Annotated in this window: 3 protein-coding genes; all 3 read left to right on the top strand. The window is 67.5% G+C overall.

Features of this window, described 5'->3' with window-relative positions; genetic code table 11:
- Nucleotides 1-143 precede the first annotated feature (143 nt).
- Nucleotides 144-7,469, top strand: a complete 7,326-nt coding sequence (locus NP4_RS37520) for a non-ribosomal peptide synthetase (RefSeq protein WP_068008718.1) — start codon at nucleotides 144-146, stop codon at nucleotides 7,467-7,469.
- Between the two features lie 245 nt (nucleotides 7,470-7,714).
- Nucleotides 7,715-15,049 carry a non-ribosomal peptide synthetase gene (locus NP4_RS37515; protein ID WP_068008715.1) on the top strand — a complete coding sequence of 2,445 codons (7,335 nt, stop codon included), beginning with the start codon at nucleotides 7,715-7,717 and terminating at the stop codon, nucleotides 15,047-15,049.
- A gap of 181 nt (nucleotides 15,050-15,230) precedes the next feature.
- On the top strand, nucleotides 15,231-21,071 hold a 5,841-nt coding region (locus NP4_RS37510; protein ID WP_373863902.1), incomplete at its 3' end, for a non-ribosomal peptide synthetase.

The raw sequence follows: 21,071 nt of genomic DNA, 5'->3' as shown, positions 1-21,071 counted from the left end.
CGCAACCGTTATCTGATCTTCGAAATGCCCAATTAGCATTGGCCGGTTACCGCGCGGTGCCTCGGGATCCGCATCCACGGTTCGGGGGGTGAGATCACGGTGCTGCGCGGGGTCAACGGAGCCTAGCGGGTGGGAGTATCGACATGAGCAGAGTTCAGCGCGGCGTGCGCGGCGCGGGCCGACGCAGATCGGGGGCTGCTCTCTTCTGGCAAATCCTGGGTGCCGCGGTCGAATCGGCGGTGGATTCGGTCGCGATCCGTTCCAATCCGACGGGGGAGCCGGGCGATCAGCGTGAACTCACCTATCGGGAGCTCGACGAGGCGTCCTCGCGGCTGGCCCGGGAGCTGATCGAACACGGTGTCGGCGCGGGGGACGTCGTCGCCATCGGTATCTCCCGGTCGATCGAATCGGTGCTGTCGGTCTGGGCGATCGCGAAAACCGGTGCCGCCTATGTGCCGGTCGATCCGACCTATCCGGCCGAGCGGATCGCGCATATGCTCGCCGATTCCGGTGCGGTGCTGGGCCTGACGACCGTCGCACACCGATCGGCGCTCGGCGCCGATGTCGACTGGCTCGAGCTCGACGATCCGGCGGTGGCCGAGCGGGTGGCGAGCCGGGCCGCGTATCCGATCTCGTATGCCGATCGGGTCCGGCCGCCGCACGAGTCGCATCCGGCCTACGTGATCTTCACTTCCGGCTCGACCGGCCGCCCGAAGGGCGTGGCGGTCACCCATGCCGGGCTCGGTGCGTTGGTGGCCGCCGAACGCGAGCGGTACGGCGTCGGCGTCGGATCGCGCGTGCTGCACATCTGCTCACCGAATTTCGATGTGTCGGTGCTGGAGTTGCTGCTGGCGTTCTCCTCGGGCGCGACGCTGGTGGTATCCCCGCCCCGGGTGTTCGGCGGCTTCGAGCTCGCGGATCTGTTGCGCCGCGAACGGATTACGCACATGCTGATCACACCGGGCGCGCTGGAATCGGTGGATCCGACGGGCGTGACGGACCTGCGGGTGGTCGCGGTCATCGGTGATCGGTTCGGTCCCGAGCTGGTCAACCGCTGGGCCCGCGACGGCCGGTCGTTCTACAACATCTACGGTCCCACCGAGGCCACCATTCTGGTCACCGCCAGCACCCCGCTGCGGCCGGGCGAGCCGATCGATATCGGGTCGCCGATCCCGGGAATCGGTGCGTTCGTACTGGATTCGCGCTTGCGTCCGGTGCCCGCCGGGGTGATCGGCGAGCTGTATCTGTCCGGGCCCGCGCTGGCGCGGGGCTATATGAACCGCCCGAGCCTGACCTCGGACCGCTTCGTGGCCAGCCCGTTCGGGGCCGATACCGGCAATCCGGGCGCGCGGATGTATCGCACCGGAGATCTGGTGCGCCGCAATGTATCCGATGGCACGATCGAATATCTGGGTCGTTCGGACTTCCAGGTGAAGGTGCGTGGCTTCCGCATCGAGTTGGGCGAGATCGACAATGCGCTGACCGCCCACCCCGATATCGACTACGCGGCGACGCTGGGTCGGGCGCTGCCCTCGGGCGCGACGGCGCTGGTGTCCTATGTGCTGCCGCGGGCCGGAACCTCGGTCGACACCGGCGATCTGGCGGAATTCCTCGCGGAGTCGTTGCCCGCGTACATGATTCCGGCTTCGATCATGGTGCTCGATGAGATTCCGCTGACGCCGGTCGGCAAGTTGGATCGGGCGCGGTTGCCCGAACCCACTTTCGTCGCACGGGAATTCCGCGCACCGGTCACGCCGGTGGAGGAGATCGTCGCGGAGGTGTTCGCGGCATTGCTGGTGCCGAGTACCCCGGACAATCCCGGCCGGGTCGGACTCGACGACGATTTCATCGAGTTGGGTGGTAATTCGTTGTTGGCCGCGCAGGCCGCCGCGCGGATCGGTGTGGCGTTGGGTCTGCGGGTGCCGGTGCAGTTGTTGTTCGAGGCGTCCACCGTGGCCGCGCTGGCGCAGCGGATCGAACAGCTGGTGGGTGCGACGGGTGCGCCGCTGCGGCCCATGGCGCGGCCGGAGCGGATTCCGCTGTCCTATGCGCAGCAGCGCATGTGGTTCCTGAACAGGTTCGATCCGGATACCGCGGTGAACAATATCCCCGTCGCCGTGCGGCTGAGCGGGCGACTGGATATCGAGGCGCTGCGGGCGGCGGTGCGGGATCTGGTGGAGCGTCACGAGGTGTTGCGGACGGTGTATCCCGAACTTGATGGTGAGGGTTACCAGTTGGTGCTTTCGGCGTCGGATTCTCGTGCGGTGCCGGAGCTTCCGGTCGTCGATGCGAGTGAGTCCGAGGTGTTCGGGTTGGTCGCGGAGACGGTGACCGCCGGGTTCGATGTGACCACGGCTCCGCCGGTGCGGTTGCGGGTGATTCGGCTGTCCGGCAGTGATTATGTGCTGGTGTGCGTGGTGCATCACATCGCGGGTGATGGTTTCTCGATGGCCCCGCTGACCCGCGACCTCATGACCGCCTACCTCGGCCGCGCCGATGCCGTCGAGCCGAGCTGGCAGCCGCTGCCGGTGCAGTACGCGGATTACGCGCTGTGGCAGCGCGAGACGCTGGGTACCGAGGACGATCCGGAATCGCTGCTGTCGCAGCAGATCGAATTCTGGCGGCGCACCCTCGCGGCCCTGCCCGACCAGTTGGATCTGCCCGCCGACCGCCCACGCCCGGCCGTCGCGTCCAATCGAGGCGCGACACTGGGCTTCGAAATCGACGCCGAGGCGCACGCGGCGCTCGATCGCCTGGCGCACGAGCACAATTCGACCCTGTTCATGGTTGTGCATGCCGCGTTGGCGGTGCTGCTGGCCCGATTGTCGGGCACCCGCGATATCGCCGTCGGCACTCCGATCGCGGGTCGCGGCGCGGCCGAATTGGACGATCTGATCGGCATGTTCGTCAATACCCTCGTGCTGCGCACCGATGTCGATCCGGCCGCCCGTTTCGATGAACTGCTGGCCGCGGTCCGCGGCTCCGATATCGCGGCCTTCGGTCATGCCGATGTGCCGTTCGAGCGGCTGGTGGAGCTGTTGGATCCGGTGCGTTCGACGAGTCGGCATCCGCTGTTCCAGGTGATGTTGACCTTCCAGAACCTGGCCCAGACCCGCCTTGAACTACCCGGTCTGGCGGTGTCGGGTGTGGATATGTCGGTGCCGCTGGCGAAGTTCGATCTGCAGCTGACCTTGGCCGAGCGCACTGACGAACACGGTGCCCCGCAGGGTATGTCGGCCGAGTTCAGTTATGCCACCGATCTGTTCGACGAGGCGACGGTGCAGGATTTCGCCGATCGTTTCCGCCGGGTGCTGGCTGCGGTGGCCGATGATGCGGGCGCGGTGGTCGGTGATATCGACGTACTGGCTCCGGGCGAGCGCGAACTGGTACTGCGCGAATGGAATTCGCCGGGTGCCGCGACGTCGCAGGCGACGCTGCTCGATCTGGTCGGGGAGCAGGCACGACATCGGCCGGATGCCGTCGCGGTCCGCTTCGACGGGGCCACGCTGACATTCGGCGAGTTGCAGAGCCGAGCCAATCGGGTGGCGCGGGCGCTGATCGACCGGGGCGCGGGACCGGAAACCCTGGTGGCCGTGGCCGTTCCACGAACCGAGGAGCTGCCGGTCGCACTGCTGGGCGCGATGCTCTCGGGTGCGGGCTACCTACCGATCGATACCGGCTATCCCCGGCAGCGGTTGGAGTTCACGCTCGCCGACGCCGCCCCGATCTGCATCCTGACCACCGCCGAGGCGCGAGCGAGTCTGCCCGACAGCGATATTCCGGTGATGCTGCTCGACGACGCCGAGACCGGGGCGGCCGATCCCGTGACCGATGCCGACCGGATCGCACCGCTGCGGCCGGAGAATCTGGCCTATGTCATCTACACCTCCGGTTCGACCGGTGTGCCCAAGGGTGTCGGTGTTTCGCATGGGAATGTGTTGCAGTTGTTGGCGAATGCGCGGCCGTTGTTCGGTTTCGATGAGTCCGATGTGTGGACGGTGTTCCATTCGTTCGCCTTCGATTTCTCGGTGTGGGAGTTGTGGGCGGCGTTGGCTAGCGGTGGTGCTGTGGTGGTGGTCGACTATCTGACTTCGCGGTCGCCGGAGCAGTTCCGTGAGTTGTTGATTCGTGAGCGTGTGACGGTGCTGAATCAGACGCCGTCGGCGTTCTATCAGTTGCTGGCCGCCGATCGAGCCGCCGTGAGCGGTGGTTTCGCGTTGCGGCATGTCGTGTTCGGTGGTGAGGCGCTGGATTTGCGCCGGGTCGCGAGCTGGCGGGCCGATCATCCCGAGGTGCGGTTGGTGAATATGTACGGCATTACCGAGACCACGGTGCACGTGTCGTTCCTGGCGCTCGACGAGGGATTGACCGAGGCCGCGGCCAGTGTGATCGGCCGCCCGCTGCCGGGCCTCGAGGTGCGGGCCCTCGATGCTCGACTGCATCCGGCTCCCGTCGGGGTGGCGGGGGAGATGTATGTTGCGGGCGAACAGCTTTCGCGCGGATATCTGGGGCGTTCGGGCTTGACGGCGGCTCGGTTCGTGGCCGATCCGTATGGCCCGCCCGGCGCGCGGATGTACCGGACCGGCGATATCGGTCGCTGGGCCGGATTCAATGGTGAGGCGAATCTGGAATACGCGGGGCGCGGCGATCAGCAGGTCCAATTGCGTGGCTTCCGTATCGAACTCGGTGAGATCGAGGCGGCGCTGCTGCGCTGCCCGGGTGTGAGTCAGGCCGCAGTCGTCGTGCGGGCCGATGAGCACGCGGGTGATCGGCTGGTGGGTTATGTGGTGGCCGAGAGCGATCGGGCGCTCGATCCGGCCGGGCTGCGTACGCGGGTGAGTGAATTCCTCACCGGCTATATGGTGCCCGATGCGATCGTGGTGCTGGATGCGTTGCCGCTTACTCCCAACGGCAAGTTGGACCGGAAGGCGCTGCCCGCGCCGGGGTTCGGGAGCTCGGCTGTCTATCGTGCGCCTGGTACGCCGATCGAGCAGGCGGTGGCCGATGTGTTCGGTGATCTGCTGGGTGTGGGTGAGGTCGGTTTGGATGACGACTTCTTCGCTTTGGGTGGTAATTCGCTGTTGGCTACTCGTGCGGTCGCGCGGATCAATGAGGCGTTGGATGCGAATCTGGCCGTGCGCGAACTGTTCGAGGCGTCCTCGGTCGCGCTGCTCGCTGCCCGTATCGTGCCCGGCGCAGCGGCGGGAGCGGTGCGGCTGAAGCTGGGCCCGGCTGCGCGTACCGATCGGGTGCCGTTGTCGTTGGCGCAGCAGCGGATGTGGGTGATCAATCAGCTTGATCCCGAATCTCCTTCGTACAATATCCCGTTGGCGATCCGGCTGTCCGGTGCGCTCGATGTGGACGCGTTGCGGCGGGCGGTCGCCGATGTGGTCGAGCGACACGAAGTGCTGCGCACGCGCTATCCGGCCGGTGGTCCGGGCGGGCTGCCGTATCAGGAGATTTTGTCGGCGAGTGAGGCGCTGCCCGACGGGCTCGTGGTGGAGACCACTGTCGATCCGATGGGTCGTATTACCGAGCTGATGTCGACCGGATTCGATGTGACCGCGGCGCCGCCGGTGCGACTACGGGTCATCCGACTGACCGAGTCCGAGCATGTGCTCGGACTCGTCGTCCATCACATTGCCGGTGACGGTGCGTCGATGGCTCCGCTGGCTCGTGATCTGGTGACGGCGTATGTGGCGCGCAGTCAGGGTGGTGATCCGGGGTGGGCTCCGCTCGAGGTGCAGTACGCCGATTTCGCGATCTGGCAGCGCGGCGTGATCGGCTCCGACGACGACGAGAATTCGGTTGCGGCGCGACAATTGGCCTACTGGCGTGAGCAGTTGGCGGGCCTGTCGACGGGCCCGGTACTGCCACTGGACCGCCCGCGTCCGTCGGTGCCGTCGATGCGGGGTGGCGGGGTCGGCTTCCTAGTGCCTCGGGCGGTGCATGAGGGTCTGGTTCGGGTTGCGCGTGAGCATAATTCGTCGCTGTTCATGGTTGTGCATGCGGCGTTGGCGGTGTTGTTGGCGCGGCAGTCCGGTAGTGCGGATATCGTGGTCGGTACGCCGATCGCGGGTCGTGGTGAGCGTGCGTTGGATGATTTGGTGGGCATGTTCGTCAATACGCTGGCTCTGCGGACCGCAGTGAGCACATCGGACACCTTCGATGCGCTGGTCGAGAAGGTCAGGGAGGCGGATCTTTCGGCGTTCGCCAATGCGGATATCCCGTTCGAGCGTGTGGTCGAGGTCGTGTCGCCGGGCCGGTCGGGGGCGCAGAGTTTGTTCCAGGTGGTGTTGTCGTTCCAGAACACCGAGCAGCCTTCGTTGGAGTTGCCGGGGTTGACGATCGCGGGGCTGGATACCGATGCGGTGGCGGCGAAGTTCGATCTGCAGGTCACCGTCGAGCCGCAGCATGAAGCGGATGGCACGCCGGGTGAGTTGATCACGGTGTTGACCTATGCGACCGATCTTTTCGATGAATCCAGCGTGCAGGCTCTGGGGCGTCGCTTCGAGCGCATTCTGACCGCGGTCGCCGCCGATCCGCAGATTCTGGTCGGCGCGATCGACCTGCTCGACGAGCAGGAACACCGCATCGAATCCGACCGAAGCGAATCCGCCGAACTCGCCACGACCGTCGGCACGGCGCTGGCGCAGGCGCTGGGCGCGGCCGTCGACGATGATCCGGACGGACCCGCCCTGGCCTTCGGCGACAAGGCGATCACATATCACGAACTCGACGCCCGCTCGTCCAGGCTGGCCCGGGTGCTGATCGCGCGCGACTGCGGTCCGGGTGTCGGTGTCGCGCTGCGGCTCGGTCGCGGCGTGGAGGCGGCCGTGGCCACCTGGGCCGTGCTCAAGGCGGGCGCGGCCATGGTACCGCTGGCCGACGGGGTGGCCCTGCCGACCACGGTGGAATTCAAGGTGGGCCTGGCGGATTCGGCCACCGGGGAGCCCGGCGGCATCGACTGGCTGGCGCTCGACGATCCGAGCGTGGTCGCCGAGATCGCCGGACAGTCCGCGCGGCCGGTCACCTATGCGACCCGCACCCGTGCGCTGCGCGGCCCCGATCCGGCCTTCGCGGCCGCAGAGACGGTACTGAGTTATGACGCGTTGGCGGCGGTGGTGGATCGAGTGCGCTCGCGCACCGAGCTGACCTTCGAATCGCGGACGTTCCGGCAGGGCCGGGCGGATTCGGTCGCTGGCGTGCTCGAGATCGTCGCGGCCGGGGCCGCGGGTGCGTCACTGGTGGTTCCCGCCGAGCTCGGCTCTGAGGCGCTGGCCGATGAGTGGGTGACGCACCTGTTCATCGATGGTGTGGGTCTTGCCGGATTGGATCCGGCACCGCTCGAGGACCTGCGGGCCGTGGTGATCGAATCCGGGACGATCCCGGCGAATGGGTTCGGCGTCGCCGAGGTCGTCCTCACCCTCGAGGAACTCGCGGAGGTACGTGGGGAGGGCCTGGGGTAATAGCCTGCACCTCTCGACAGACCGCACGGTTCGTATCCCCCAGCGGTTGCGCGGGCTGTGACACAGCCCATCCAATTGGGGTATTGGCGCAACGCTCGGGCACCCTTCTACCGATGAGTAGTAGGTAGCTCGGGCGGCCACCGCCCTACCGCGCGCCCCTATATGATTGCTCGAACCGCGGGGTGGGGACGCCGACATTGTTCGGCCGTGCGGACCTGATGAACGCGAGAGGTGAATGCACTCGAATGGATACTGCCCGCCGCTCTGCTCGTGGTAGCCGTCGTCGCCGGTCGGGCAGCCCGCTGTTCGGGCAGCTGCTTACCGCGTCCGTGGAGTCCGCGGCCGATTCGGTGGCGATCCGGTTCGCTGGAACCGGAGAGTCGGCCGACGCGCGTGAACTCACCTACCGAGAGCTCGACGAGACCTCCTCACGGCTGGCCCGGGAGCTGATCGACCGTGGGATCGGCGCCGGTGACGTGGTCGCGATCGGTATCACCCGGTCGATCGAATCGGTGCTGTCGGTCTGGGCGATCGCCAAGACCGGCGCGGCCTATGTCCCGGTCGATCCGACCTATCCGGCCGAGCGGATCGCTCATATCGTGTCCGATTCCGGTGCGGTGCTGGGTCTGACGACCAGTGCGCATCGCGCCGCACTCGGCACCGGCGTCTACTGGCTCGAGCTCGACGATCCGGTGGTGGCCGGGCGGGTGGCCACGCGGCCGTCGCATCCGATCTCCTACACCGACCGGGTGCGCCCGCTGACCGAGCAGCATCCGGCCTATCTCATCTACACCTCCGGTTCGACCGGTCGCCCCAAGGGCGTGGTGGTCACCCACACCGGTCTGGGCGCGCTGGTGGCCGCCGAGCGCGAGCACTACGGCGTCGGCGAGGATTCGCGGGTTCTGCACGTCTGCTCGCCCAATTTCGATGTCTCGGTGCTGGAACTGCTGCTGGCGTTCTCCTCGGGCGCGGCCCTGGTGGTGTCGCCGCCGCAGATCTTCGGCGGCTTCGAGCTCGCCGATCTGCTGCGCCGCGAACAGATCACACACATGCTCATCACACCGGGCGCGCTGGAATCGGTGGATCCGACCGGCCTGGACGACCTCGAGGCGGTCGTCGTCGCCGGTGACAAATTCGGCCCCGAACTGGTGCACCGCTGGGCCCGCGACGGGCGGCTGTTCTACAACGGTTACGGCCCGACCGAGGCGACCATCCTCGCCACCTCGAGCGCCCCGCTGGAGCCGGGCGAGCCGATCACCATCGGCTCCCCGATCGCGGGAGTCGGTGCGTTCGTACTGGATTCGCGATTGCGTCCGGTGCCCGCCGGGGTGATCGGCGAACTGTATCTGTCCGGCCCGGCGCTGGCCCAGGGGTATCTGGGACGTCCGGGCCTGACCGCCGATCGCTTCGTGGCCAGCCCGTTCGGCACCGCCGCCGAGGGTGCGGGCGCACGGCTGTATCGCACCGGAGACCTGGTGCGCCGCAATGAATCCGACGGCACCATCGAATATCTGGGTCGGTCCGACTTCCAGGTGAAGATCCGTGGCTTCCGCATCGAACTGGGCGAGATCGACAATGCGCTGACCGCCCACCCCGATATCGACTACGCCGCCACCCTGGGCCGCACGCTGCCCTCGGGCGCGACCGCGCTGGTCTCCTATGTGCTGCCGCGCGGGGAAGCCGCCCTGGACACCGGTGCGCTGGCGGAATTCCTCGCGGAGTCGTTGCCCGCGTACATGATTCCGGCTTCGATCATGGTGCTCGATGAGATTCCGCTGACGCCGGTCGGCAAGTTGGATCGGGCGCGGTTGCCCGAACCCACTTTCGTCGCACGGGAATTCCGCGCACCGGTCACGCCGGTGGAGGAGATCGTCGCGGACGTATTCGCCGCGCTGCTCGTGCCGGGCACCCCGGACAATCCGGGGCGGGTGGGCGTCGACGACGACTTCTTCGAGTTGGGTGGTAATTCGTTGTTGGCCGCGCAGGCCGCCGCGCGGATCGGTGCGGCGTTGGATCTGCGGGTGCCGGTGCAGTTGTTGTTCGAGGCGTCCACCGTGGCCGCGCTGGCCGAACGCGTGGAGCGCCATGCCGGTTCGGCCGCCGGGCAGCAACTGCGCCCGATGCCGCGCCCCGAGCGGATTCCGCTGTCCTACGCGCAGCAGCGAATGTGGTTCCTCAACAGGTTCGATCCGGCCAGTGCGGTCAACAACATCCCGGTCGCGGTTCGCTTGACCGGCAGCCTGGACGTGGACGCCCTGCGGGCGGCGGTGCGGGATCTGGTGGAGCGTCACGAGGTGTTGCGGACGGTGTATCCCGAACTTGATGGTGAGGGTTACCAGTTGGTGCTTTCGGCGTCGGATTCTCGTGCGGTGCCGGAGCTTCCGGTCGTCGATGCGAGTGAGTCCGAGGTGTTCGGGTTGGTCGCGGAGACGGTGACCGCCGGGTTCGATGTGACCACGGCTCCGCCGGTGCGGTTGCGGGTGATTCGGCTGTCCGGCAGTGATTATGTGCTGGTGTGCGTGGTGCATCACATCGCGGGTGATGGTTTCTCGATGGCCCCGCTGACCCGCGACCTCATGACCGCCTACCTCGATCGCGTCCGCGGTGGCCAGCCGGAATGGACCCCGCTCGAGGTGCAGTACGCCGACTACGCGCTGTGGCAGCGCGAGACACTCGGCGTCGAGGACGATCCGGAATCGCTGCTGTCGCAGCAGATCGACTACTGGCGACGCACCCTGGCCGCGCTGCCCGACCAGTTGGATCTACCCGCCGACCGGCCGCGCCCTGCCATCGCCACCAATCATGGCGCGACCTTCGACTTCGAGATCGACGCCGGTGTGCATGCGGCGTTGAATCGCCTGGCACACCAGCACAATTCAACGTTGTTCATGGTCGTGCATGCCGCGTTGGCGGTGCTGCTGGCCCGACTGTCGGGCACTCGCGACATCGCGATCGGCACCCCCGTCGCGGGTCGTGGCGAGGCGGCGCTGGACGATCTGATCGGCATGTTCGTCAATACCCTCGTGCTGCGCACCGATGTCGACCCGGCCGCCCGTTTCGAGGGTCTGCTCGGCACCGTCCGTGGGATCGATGTGGAAGCCTTCGGTCATGCCGATGTGCCGTTCGAGCGGCTGGTGGAGCTGTTGGATCCGGTGCGTTCGACGAGTCGGCATCCGCTGTTCCAGGTGATGTTGACCTTCCAGAATCTGGCCCAGACTCATCTGGAGCTGCCGGGTCTGGTGGTGTCGGGTGTGGATATGTCGGTGCCGCTGGCGAAGTTCGATCTGCAGCTGACGCTGGCCGAGCGGATCGATGAGCACGGTGTGCCGCTGGGTATGTCGGCGGCGTTCAGTTATGCCACCGATCTGTTCGACGAGGCGACGGTGCAGGATTTCGCCGATCGTTTCCGCCGGGTGCTGGCTGCGGTGGCCGATGATGCGGGCGCGGTGGTCGGTGATATCGACGTGCTGGCTCCGGGCGAGCGCGAACTGGTACTGCGCGAATGGAATTCGCCCGGCGTCGAGGTGCCGTCGGTCACGCTGGCGGATCTGGTCGCGACGCAGGCGCGTCGACGTCCGGACGCGGTCGCGATCCGATTCGGCGAAACCGGGGTCACCTTCCGGGAGATGCAGCGGGGCGCCAATCGGGTGGCGCGGGCGCTGATCGACCGGGGCGCGGGACCGGAAACCCTGGTGGCCGTGGCGGTTCCGCGCGACGAGGCCCTGCCGATCGCACTGCTCGGCACGTTGACCTCGGGTGCGGGCTATCTGCCGATCGACACCACCTATCCGGCGCAGCGGTTGGAGTTCATGCTGAACGATGCCGCTCCGACCTGCATCCTCACCACGGCCGAGATGCGGGACTCGCTGCCGGACACCGATATTCCGATCATGCTGCTGTCGGAGGCCGACGGCTACACCGACGATCGGGTCACCGATGCCGACCGGATCGCGCCGCTGCGACCGGAGAATCTGGCCTATGTCATCTACACCTCCGGTTCCACCGGTGTGCCCAAGGGCGTGGGCGTCTCGCACCGCAATGTGCTGGAGCTGTTCGCCAATACCCAGCTGCTGTTCGAATTCGACGAGACCGACGTCTGGACGCTGTTCCACTCCTACGCCTTCGACTTCTCGGTGTGGGAGCTGTGGTGCGCGCTGGCCAACGGCGGCGCGGTCGTGGTGGTCGACTATCTGACTTCCCGATCGCCGGAGCTGTTCCGCGAGTTGCTGATTCGCGAACAGGTGACCGTACTCAACCAGACGCCTTCCGCCTTCTACCAGCTGGCCGAGGCCGATCGGGCCGCGCATGCGGACGCGGGTAAGTTCGCGCTGCGCTACGTGGTGTTCGGCGGCGAGGCGCTGGATCTGCGGCAGTTGCAACGCTGGTACGAGCGGCATGCCTCCGACGCGCCGCAGCTGATCAATATGTACGGCATTACCGAGACCACGGTGCACGTATCGTTCCTGGAGCTGGACGAGCGGCTGTGCGACAGCCCGGCCAGCGTGATCGGCCGGGCCCTGCCGGGTCTGCAGACCTATGTGCTCGACGATCGGCTGCATCCCGCGCCGGTCGGGGTGGCCGGTGAGATGTATGTGGCGGGCGAACAGCTTTCGCGCGGATATCTCGGCCGCCCGGCGCTGGCCGCATCCCGGTTCGTGGCCGATCCGTACGGTCCGCCCGGCGCGCGGATGTACCGGACCGGCGATATCGGTCGCTGGGCCGGATTCAATGGTGAAGCGAATCTGGAATACGCGGGGCGTAGCGATCAGCAGGTTCAGCTGCGTGGATTCCGTATCGAACTGGGTGAGATCGAGGCGGCGCTGCTGCGCTGCTCGGGTGTGAGTCAGGCCGTGGTGATCGTGCGGGCCGATGAGCATGCCGGTGATCGGCTGGTGGGTTATGTGGTGGCCGAGGGCGGCGTGGAGCTCGATTCGGCCGCGCTGCGCGCCGAGGTGGGCGAATTCCTCACCGGCTATATGATTCCCGACGCCATTGTGGTGCTCGACGTGCTGCCGCTTACTCCCAACGGCAAGCTCGACCGCCGGGCGCTGCCCGCGCCGGAGTTCCTCGGCTCGGCTGTCTATCGTGCGCCGGGTACGCCGATCGAGCAGGCGGTGGCCGATGTGTTCGGTGATCTGCTGGGTGTGGGGGAGGTCGGTTTGGATGACGACTTCTTTGCTTTGGGTGGTAATTCGCTGTTGGCTACTCGTGCGGTCGCGCGGATCAATGAGGCGTTGGATGCGAATCTGGCCGTGCGCGAACTGTTCGAGGCGTCCTCGGTCGCGCTGCTCGCTGCCCGTATCGTGCCCGGCGCAGCGGCGGGAGCGGTGCGGCTGAAGCTGGGCCCGGCTGCGCGTACCGATCGGGTGCCGTTGTCGTTGGCGCAGCAGCGGATGTGGGTGATCAATCAGCTTGATCCCGAATCTCCTTCGTACAATATCCCGTTGGCGATCCGGCTGTCCGGTGCGCTCGATGTGGACGCGTTGCGGCGGGCGGTCGCCGATGTGGTCGAGCGACACGAGGTCTTGCGCACGCGCTATCCGGCCGGTGGTCCGGGCGGGCTGCCGTATCAGGAGATTTTGTCGGCGAGTGAGGCGCTGCCCGACGGATTGGTGGTGGAGACCACTGTCGATCCGATGGGTCGTATTACCGAGCTGATGTCGACCGGATTCGATGTGACACAGCAGGTTCCGGTGCGTGGACTGCTGCTGCAGAGCGGTCAGGAATATCTGCTGGCCCTGGTCGTCCATCATATTGCCGGTGACGGTGCGTCGATGGCTCCGTTGGCTCGTGATCTGGTGACCGCGTATGTGGCTCGCAGTCAGGGTGGGGACCCGGGTTGGGTTCCGCTCGAGGTGCAGTACGCGGACTTCGCGATTTGGCAGCGCACCGTCATAGGCAGCGATGACGATGAGAATTCGGTTGCCGCGAAGCAGTTGAAGTTCTGGCGCGAACAGCTGGCCGGGCTGTCCACCGGCCCGGTGCTCGCGCTGGACCGTCCGCGTCCGTCGGTGCCGTCGATGCGGGGTGGCGCGGTCGGCTTCCTGGTGCCTGCTGCGGTGCATGAGGGTCTGGTTCGGGTTGCGCGTGAGCATAATTCGTCGCTGTTCATGGTTGTGCATGCGGCGTTGGTGGTGCTGTTGGCGCGGCAGTCCGGTAGTGCGGATATCGTGGTCGGTACGCCGATCGCGGGTCGTGGTGAGCGTGCGTTGGATGATTTGGTCGGTATGTTTGTCAATACGTTGGCTCTGCGGACCGGTGTCAGTACCGCCGATACGTTCCATGAGTTGGTGGAGAAGGCCAGGGAGGCGGATCTTTCCGCGTTCGCGAATGCCGATATTCCGTTCGAGCGGGTGGTCGAGGTGGTCGCGCCGGGTCGGTCGGGGGCGCAGAGTTTGTTTCAGGTGGTGCTGTCGTTCCAGAACACCGAGCAGCCCGCGTTGGAGTTGCCGGGTTTGACGATTGCCGGGCTGGATACCGATGCGGTGGCGGCGAAGTTCGATCTGCAGGTTACCGTCGAGCCGCAGTATGGGGTGGACGGTACGCCGGGTGAGTTGATCACGGTGTTGACCTATGCGACCGATCTTTTCGATGAATCCAGCGTGCAGGCTCTGGGGCGTCGCTTCGAGCGCATTCTGACCGCGGTCGCCGCCGATCCGCAGATTCTGGTCGGCGCGATCGACCTGCTCGACGAGCAGGAACACCGCGCCGAACCCGAATACGCCGAACCCGTCGAGGCCGCCGCCACCATCGGCACCACGCTGGCGCAGGCGCTGGCCGCGGCCGTGGAGGATGATCCGGATGGACCCGCCCTGGCTTTCGGCGAGGATGCGGTCAGCTACGCCGAACTCGATGCTCGCTCATCGCGTCTGGCCCGGGTGTTGATCGGACGTGGCTGCGGTCCGGGTGTCGGTGTCGCGCTGCGGCTCGGTCGCGGCGTGGAGGCGGCCGTGGCCACCTGGGCCGTGCTCAAGGCGGGCGCGGCCGTGGTGCCGGTGAGCGATGGCGCCGCGCTGCCCGCCGCGCTCGAGATCAAGGTGGGACTCACCACGGCCGCGACCCGGGCCGGAGAGCCCGGCGGCATCGACTGGCTGGTGCTCGACGATCCGGGCGTGGTCGCCGAGATCGCCGGGGAATCGGCGCGACCGGTCACCTACGCCAATCGCACCCGCGCGCTGCGCGGCGTCGATCCGGCCTTCGTCACCGAGGCGACCGTGCTCGGCTACGACGGACTCGCCGTCGCGGTGGATCGCGTACGGTCGCGGACCGAGCTCACTTTCGAATCGCGGACATTCCGGCAGGGCCGGGCGGATTCGGTCGCGGGTGTGCTCGAGATCGTCGCGGCCGGAGCCACCGGTGCGTCGTTGGTGGTGCCCGCTGATACCACTACCGAGGCGCTGGCCGATGAATGGGTGACGCACCTGTTCACCGACGGCGTCGGACTGGCCCAGCTGGATCCGGAACCGCTCGAGGACCTGCGGGCCGTGGTGATCGAACAGGGCCCGAGCCCGGTGTCCGAATTCGGTGCGGCCGAGGTCGTCCTGACCATCGAGGAACTGCTTCCTGGAGATAGCAAATAGCTATTGACATTTCGTGACCCTGAACCTTAGGGCGTGCGTCACCAGCAGGGATGCGCTAACAGCCCGGGCAAGGCAAGATTGCGAAGGTTCTACGTAAGCGCACAGAAGGTTTCATCTTGATGCTCGCAGTCGGGGGCTGGGGAGATTTGCAACACGAGACGACTCACCGTCTGCGGGCTGGGTGGAGCGCATGACGCGCCCTGCACGTCAGCGGCCGACCAGGGTTCGACGGGCGCGCGTCACGACGCTGCCGCGCCTGATGAGCACGGCGGTCGAGGCGAATCCGGATGGCATCGCGCTGGTATTCGCGGACGCGAACGCCAGGTTGGCGGAGCTGACCTACGCCGAATTGGATGAACGATCCACGCGATTGGCTCGACTGCTGATCGAACGCGGTATCGGGCCGGAGGACCGGGTGGCGCTCGGCATTCCGCGCTCGGTGGAATCCGTCGTCGCGGTATGGGCGGTCGCCAAGGCCGGCGCGGCCTTCGTGCCGGTGGATCCGAACTATCCGCCGGAGCGGGTGGCGCATATGGTCACCGACTCCGGTGCGGCGCTCGGCCTGACCATATCGTCGGTGCGCGACCGGCTGCCCGGCGGCGTGGAATGGCTGGCCGTCGACGGCGGTATTCGCACCACATTGGAACGGTGCTCGGCCGAACCGGTCACCAACGAGGACCGCGTGCGCCCGCTGCGCGCGGAACATCCGGCCTATGTGATCTACACCTCCGGCTCCACCGGCAAGCCCAAGGGCGTCGTGGTGACCCAGGCCGGACTGTCGAATCTGTGCGATGAGCAGCGAGAGCGCTATCGCGTCGACAGTGGTTCGCGCACACTGCATTTCGCGACGCCGTCATTCGACGCGTCGATCCTGGAACTGCTGCTCGCCCTCGGCGGCGGTGCCACCATGGTCGTGGCCGCGCCGTCGGTGCTCGGTGGCGAGGAACTCGCGGCGCTGCTGGCCCGCGAGCAGCTCACCCATGCCTTCGTCACCCCGGCCGCGCTGGCCTCGGTGGATCCGGCCGGACTGGACCGGCTGCGCGTGGTGGTGGTCGGCGGCGACACCTGCCCGCCGGAACTGGTGCGGCGCTGGACGATTCCGGCCGATGTCGACGGGCCCGGGCGGCAGTTCTTCAATGCCTACGGCCCGACCGAGGCGACGGTCGCGACCAATATCGGCGGCCCACTGGATCCCGACGCGTCGGTGACCATCGGCCGGTCGATCCGCGGGGTCACCGAATACATTCTCGACGACCGGCTTTCGCCGGTGCCCGCGGGCGCGGTGGGCGAGCTGTACGTGGGTGGTGCCTTGTTGGCGCGCGGCTATCACGCGCGACCCGAGCTGACCGCCGCGCGCTTCGTGGCCAACCCCTTCGCCGAGACCGAGGGCGCGCCCCCGCGCCTGTACCGCACCGGGGATCTGGTGCGCCGGACGGTCGATGGTGAGCTGGAATACCTGGGCCGCAACGACTTCCAGGTCAAGATCCGTGGCTTCCGGATCGAACTGGGTGAGATCGATGCCGTGCTGGCCGCGCACGAATCGGTGGATTTCGCCGTCACCCTCGGACACGCGCTGCCCAGCGGCGCGACGGTGCTGGTCTCCTACGTGCACGCCACCGCGCCCGAGATCGACGCCGCGGAGCTGATCGCCTTCGCGGGTCGCTCGCTGCCCGCGCATATGGTGCCCACCAGCGTCATGCTCATCGATGAGATCCCGCTGACCCCGGCGGGCAAACTCGATCGCACGGCCCTGCCCGCGCCGGTCCTGCACACCAGGCAGTTCCGCGCGCCATCCGGTCGTGCCGAGGAACTCGTGGCCGAGGTGTTCACCGAACTGCTCGGCCCGGCAACGCCGGTCGGCGCGGACGATGACTTCTTCGAACTGGGCGGCAATTCGCTGATCGCCACGCAGGTCGCCGCACGCCTGGCCGCGGCGCTGGGCACCCGCGTGCCGCCGCGGCTGATCTTCGACGCGCCAACGGTCGCCCTGCTGGCCGCCGCGATCGCCGCGCTCACCGACGTGGGCGGCCGCATCGCGCTCGAGCCCATGCCGCGTCCGGCGCGGATACCGCTCTCACCCGCGCAGCAGCGGGTCTGGTTCCTCAACCGGTTCGATACCGCCTCGGCGGCGGGCAATATCCCGTTCGCGATCCGTCTGACCGGTGAGCTCGACATCGACGCGCTGCAGGCCGCGGTCGCCGATGTGGTCGAACGGCACGAGACGCTGCGCACGATCTACCCGGCCGTGGACGGCACCGGCTACCAGGTCGTGCTGCCGCCCGAGCGCGCCCTGCCCGATGTCGCGGCCAAACCCATCGCCCCCGACGAGATCGAGGACTGGCTGGGCGCGTTCGCGTTCGCGGGATTCGATGTGACGGCCGAGGTGCCGCTGCGGATCGCGCTGCTGCAGCTCGATTCCGGCTCGGCCGAATCCGATTATGTGCTGGCCGTGGCGATTCACCACATCGCGGCCGACGGCGCGTCCGTCGCGCCGCTGGTGCGCGATCTGATGACCGCGTATCTGGCCCGGCGCGCGGGTGGGGCACCCGGCTGGGAGCCACTGCCGGTGCAGTACGCCGACTACACGCTGTGGCAGCGCGCGGTACTGGGTGACGAATCCGATGCCGACTCGGTGGCGGCGCGTCAGATCGATTACTGGCGTACGGCTTTGGCGGGTATCCCCGATCGGCTGGATCTGCCCGCGGATCGGCCGCGGCCCGCGGTGGCCTCCGGTCGCGGCGGGGAGTACGGCTTCGAGGTCGACGCCAAGATTCACGCGCGGCTGCTCGAATTGGCGCAGCGCAATGGCTCATCGCTGTTCATGGCCGCGCATGCGGCGTTCGCGGTGCTGCTGGCGCGGTTGTCGGCCACCGAGGACATCACCATCGGCACCCCGGTGGCCGGGCGCGGTGAGCGCGAATTGGACGAGCTCGTCGGCATGTTCGTCAACACCTTGGTGCTGCGGACCCGGGTCGACGCGGCCGGTTCGTTCGCGGATTTGCTGGCGGTGGTGAAGGAGTCCGATCTCGGGGCGTTCTCGCATGCGGAGTTGCCGTTCGAGCGGTTGGTCGAGGTGTTGGATCCGGTGCGTTCGCAAGCGCATCATCCGTTGTTCCAGGTGGCGTTGTTCTTTCAGAATATGGACAAGCCGCATCTGGAACTGCCCGATCTGTCGGTGCGCGCGGTCGAATTCGACGGTGCGGTCGCCAAATTCGATCTGCAGCTGACGATCGTGCCGCGCGAGGACGACAGCGGTCCAGGCGGTTTCTCGGCGCTGTTCACCTATGCCACCGATCTGTTCGACCAGGCGACCATCGCCCGTTTCGCCGATCGGTTCGTGCGGGTGCTGACCGCGGTCACCGAGGAGCCCGAACGTCCGGTCGGCGCGATCGACCTGCTCTCCGAGGTCGAACGCGGCCGAATTCTGTACGGCTGGAACGAGACCCGCCATGAAATCGCGCCGGAGCTGCTGCTCGACGGTTACCGCCGGGCGGTGACCACATTCCCGGACTCGGTCGCGGTGAGCTACGAGGGGCAATCGCTCACCTACGCCGAATTCGACGCCCGGGTGAACCGCCTTGCCCGGCTGCTGATTTCGCGCGGCGTCGGTCCGGAGACCCTGGTGGGACTGGCGATTCGCCGGTCGTTGGATCTGGTCGTCGGCATGTACGCGATCGTGGCGGCCGGTGGTGCGTACGTGCCGCTGGATCCGGATCATCCGGCCGACCGCATCGCGCACATCCTCGATACGGCTCGGCCGCTGTGCGTGTTGACCACCGCCCGCGACCGGGTCGCGATCGCGGGACCGGACCCGATCGAGATCGATCGCCTCGACCTGTCGCTCTATCCGGCCGGTCCGATCGCCGACGCCGAACTCCTCGCCCCGGTGCGGGCCGAGCATCCGGCGTATGTCATCTTCACCTCGGGCTCCACCGGCCGCCCCAAGGGCGTGGCCGTCTCGCACGGCGCGATCCACAATCAGACCGAGTGGATGCTCGCGCAGTACCCGATGTGGCCGGGTGATGTGTATCTGCAGAAGACGGCGACCACTTTCGATGTGTCGCTGTGGGGCTATTTCATGCCGCTGCGTACGGGCGCGAAGCTTGTGGTGGCCACCCACGATGGACATCGGGATCCGGTGTACGTCGCGGAAACCATTGCGGCCGAGCAGGTCACGGTCACCGACTTCGTACCGTCCATGCTCACCGTCTTCGCGGCGCATCTGACCGCGGGCGCCTGCCCGACGCTGCGCGACATCTTCGTCATCGGTGAGGCGCTGCCGCCGGAGACCGTGCAGGCGCTGCGCCTGGTCTGCCCGGCGAAGGTGCACAATCTGTACGGGCCCACCGAGGCCGCGGTCTCGGTGACCTACTGGGAGGCCCGCGACACCGACCGGTCGAGTGTGCCGATCGGTCTGCCGCAGTGGAACACTCGGGTCTACGTGTTGGATTCGCGGTTGCGGCCGGTGCCGGCGGGTGTGCCGGGTGAGTTGTATCTCGCGGGTGATCAGTTGGCGCGCGGTTATGTGCGGCGGCCGGATCTGACCGCGGATCGGTTCGTGGCCAACCCCTTCGGGGCCGCGGAGTTCTCCGATATCGGCTCGCGCATGTATCGCACGGGCGATCTGGTCGTCTGGCGCGATGCGACCGATAAACTGCCCGCGCGGCTGGATTACCTCGGGCGCACCGATTTTCAGGTGAAGTTCCGTGGTCAGCGGATCGAGTTGGGTGAGATCGAGACGGCGTTGCTGGGTCAGCCGTCGGTGAGTCAGGCCGTGGCGTTGGTGATGGGGTCGGCGCTGGGTGATCAGCTGGTCGCCTACGCGGTGCCGGTACCCGGTCATCGGATCGACGCCGACGAACTGCGCGACGCGATCGCGAAAACCCTGCCCGCATACATGGTTCCGGCCACCATCGTGGCGCTGGAGGCGTTCCCGCTCAATGCCAGCGGCAAACTCGATCGCCGCGCGCTGCCCGAACCGGTGTTCGCGGCGCGCGAATTCCGCGCTCCCGCGACACCGGTCGAGGAAATGGTGGCGGAGGTGTTCGCCGATGTGCTCGAGGTGGCCCGGGTCGGCGCCGACGACGACTTCTTCGCTTTGGGCGGCAATTCGCTGATCGCCACCCGGGTGGTCGCCCGGCTGGGCGCGCTGCTCGAGAGCCGGATCCCCGTGCGGGCGCTGTTCGAGACCTCGACCGTCGCCGGGCTGGCCGCGGCCGTGGAATCGCAGACCCACGCCCGCCCGACCGTGGCACTGGGCGGCGTGCGGCGGCCCGAGCGGCTGCCGCTGTCGCTGGCGCAGCGGCGCATGTGGTTCCTCAACCGGTTCGATCAGGCCGACGGTTCGGTGGCCTACAACCTGCCGTTCGCGCTGCGGTTGAGCGGTGAGCTGGATACCGACGCCCTGTCGGACGCGCTCGACGATGTGATCCTGCGGCACGAGGTGCTGCGCACGATCTATCCCGAAACTCCCGAGGGCCCGGCGCAGGTCATCCTGCCGCCGGACACCCGCCTGGGCGTGACCGTCGAGGATGTGACGGCCGACGCCGTGGCCGCGGCGGTGTACGCGCTGGCGGCGACGCCGTTCGATGTGACCGCCGAGGTGCCGGTTCGCGTTCGGCTGCTGCGCATTTCGGACGCGCCCACGCCGGAGTACGTGCTCGGGGTCGTGGTGCACCACATCGCCGCCGACGCCTCGTCCATGGGCCCGCTGGTGCGCGATGTCATGATCGCCTACGCCGCGCGCATCGCGGGGGAGGCCCCCGCCTGGCAGCCGCTGCGGGTGCAGTACGCCGACTACGCGCTGTGGCAGCGCGCCGTCCTGGGCGATGAATCGGATCCGGATTCGATTGCCGCCCAGCAGATCTCGTATTGGCGTCGCGAACTGGCCGGACTGCCGGATCTGCTCGACCTGCCGACCGATCGCCCGCGGCCCGCGGTCGCGAGCCTGGCGGGCGGACGGGTGCCGTTCGCGGTGGACGCGCGGACCCATGCCGGGCTGATGAGCCTGGCGCGCGATCAC

It is taken from the genome of Nocardia pseudobrasiliensis NBRC 108224 (assembly GCF_001613105.1).
Taxonomy (GTDB): Bacteria; Actinomycetota; Actinomycetes; order Mycobacteriales; family Mycobacteriaceae; genus Nocardia; species Nocardia pseudobrasiliensis.
The sequence above is the reverse complement of the archived record's forward strand: the minus strand, read 5'-3'. Positions and strand labels throughout refer to the sequence as shown.

What these genes read in the sequence shown, in the direction of transcription:
- NP4_RS37520 (WP_068008718.1), top strand. Translation starts at nt 144, where the DNA reads ATGAGCAGAGTTCAGCGCGGCGTGCGCGGCGCGGGCCGACGCAGATCG.
- NP4_RS37515 (WP_068008715.1), top strand. Translation starts at nt 7,715, where the DNA reads ATGGATACTGCCCGCCGCTCTGCTCGTGGTAGCCGTCGTCGCCGGTCG.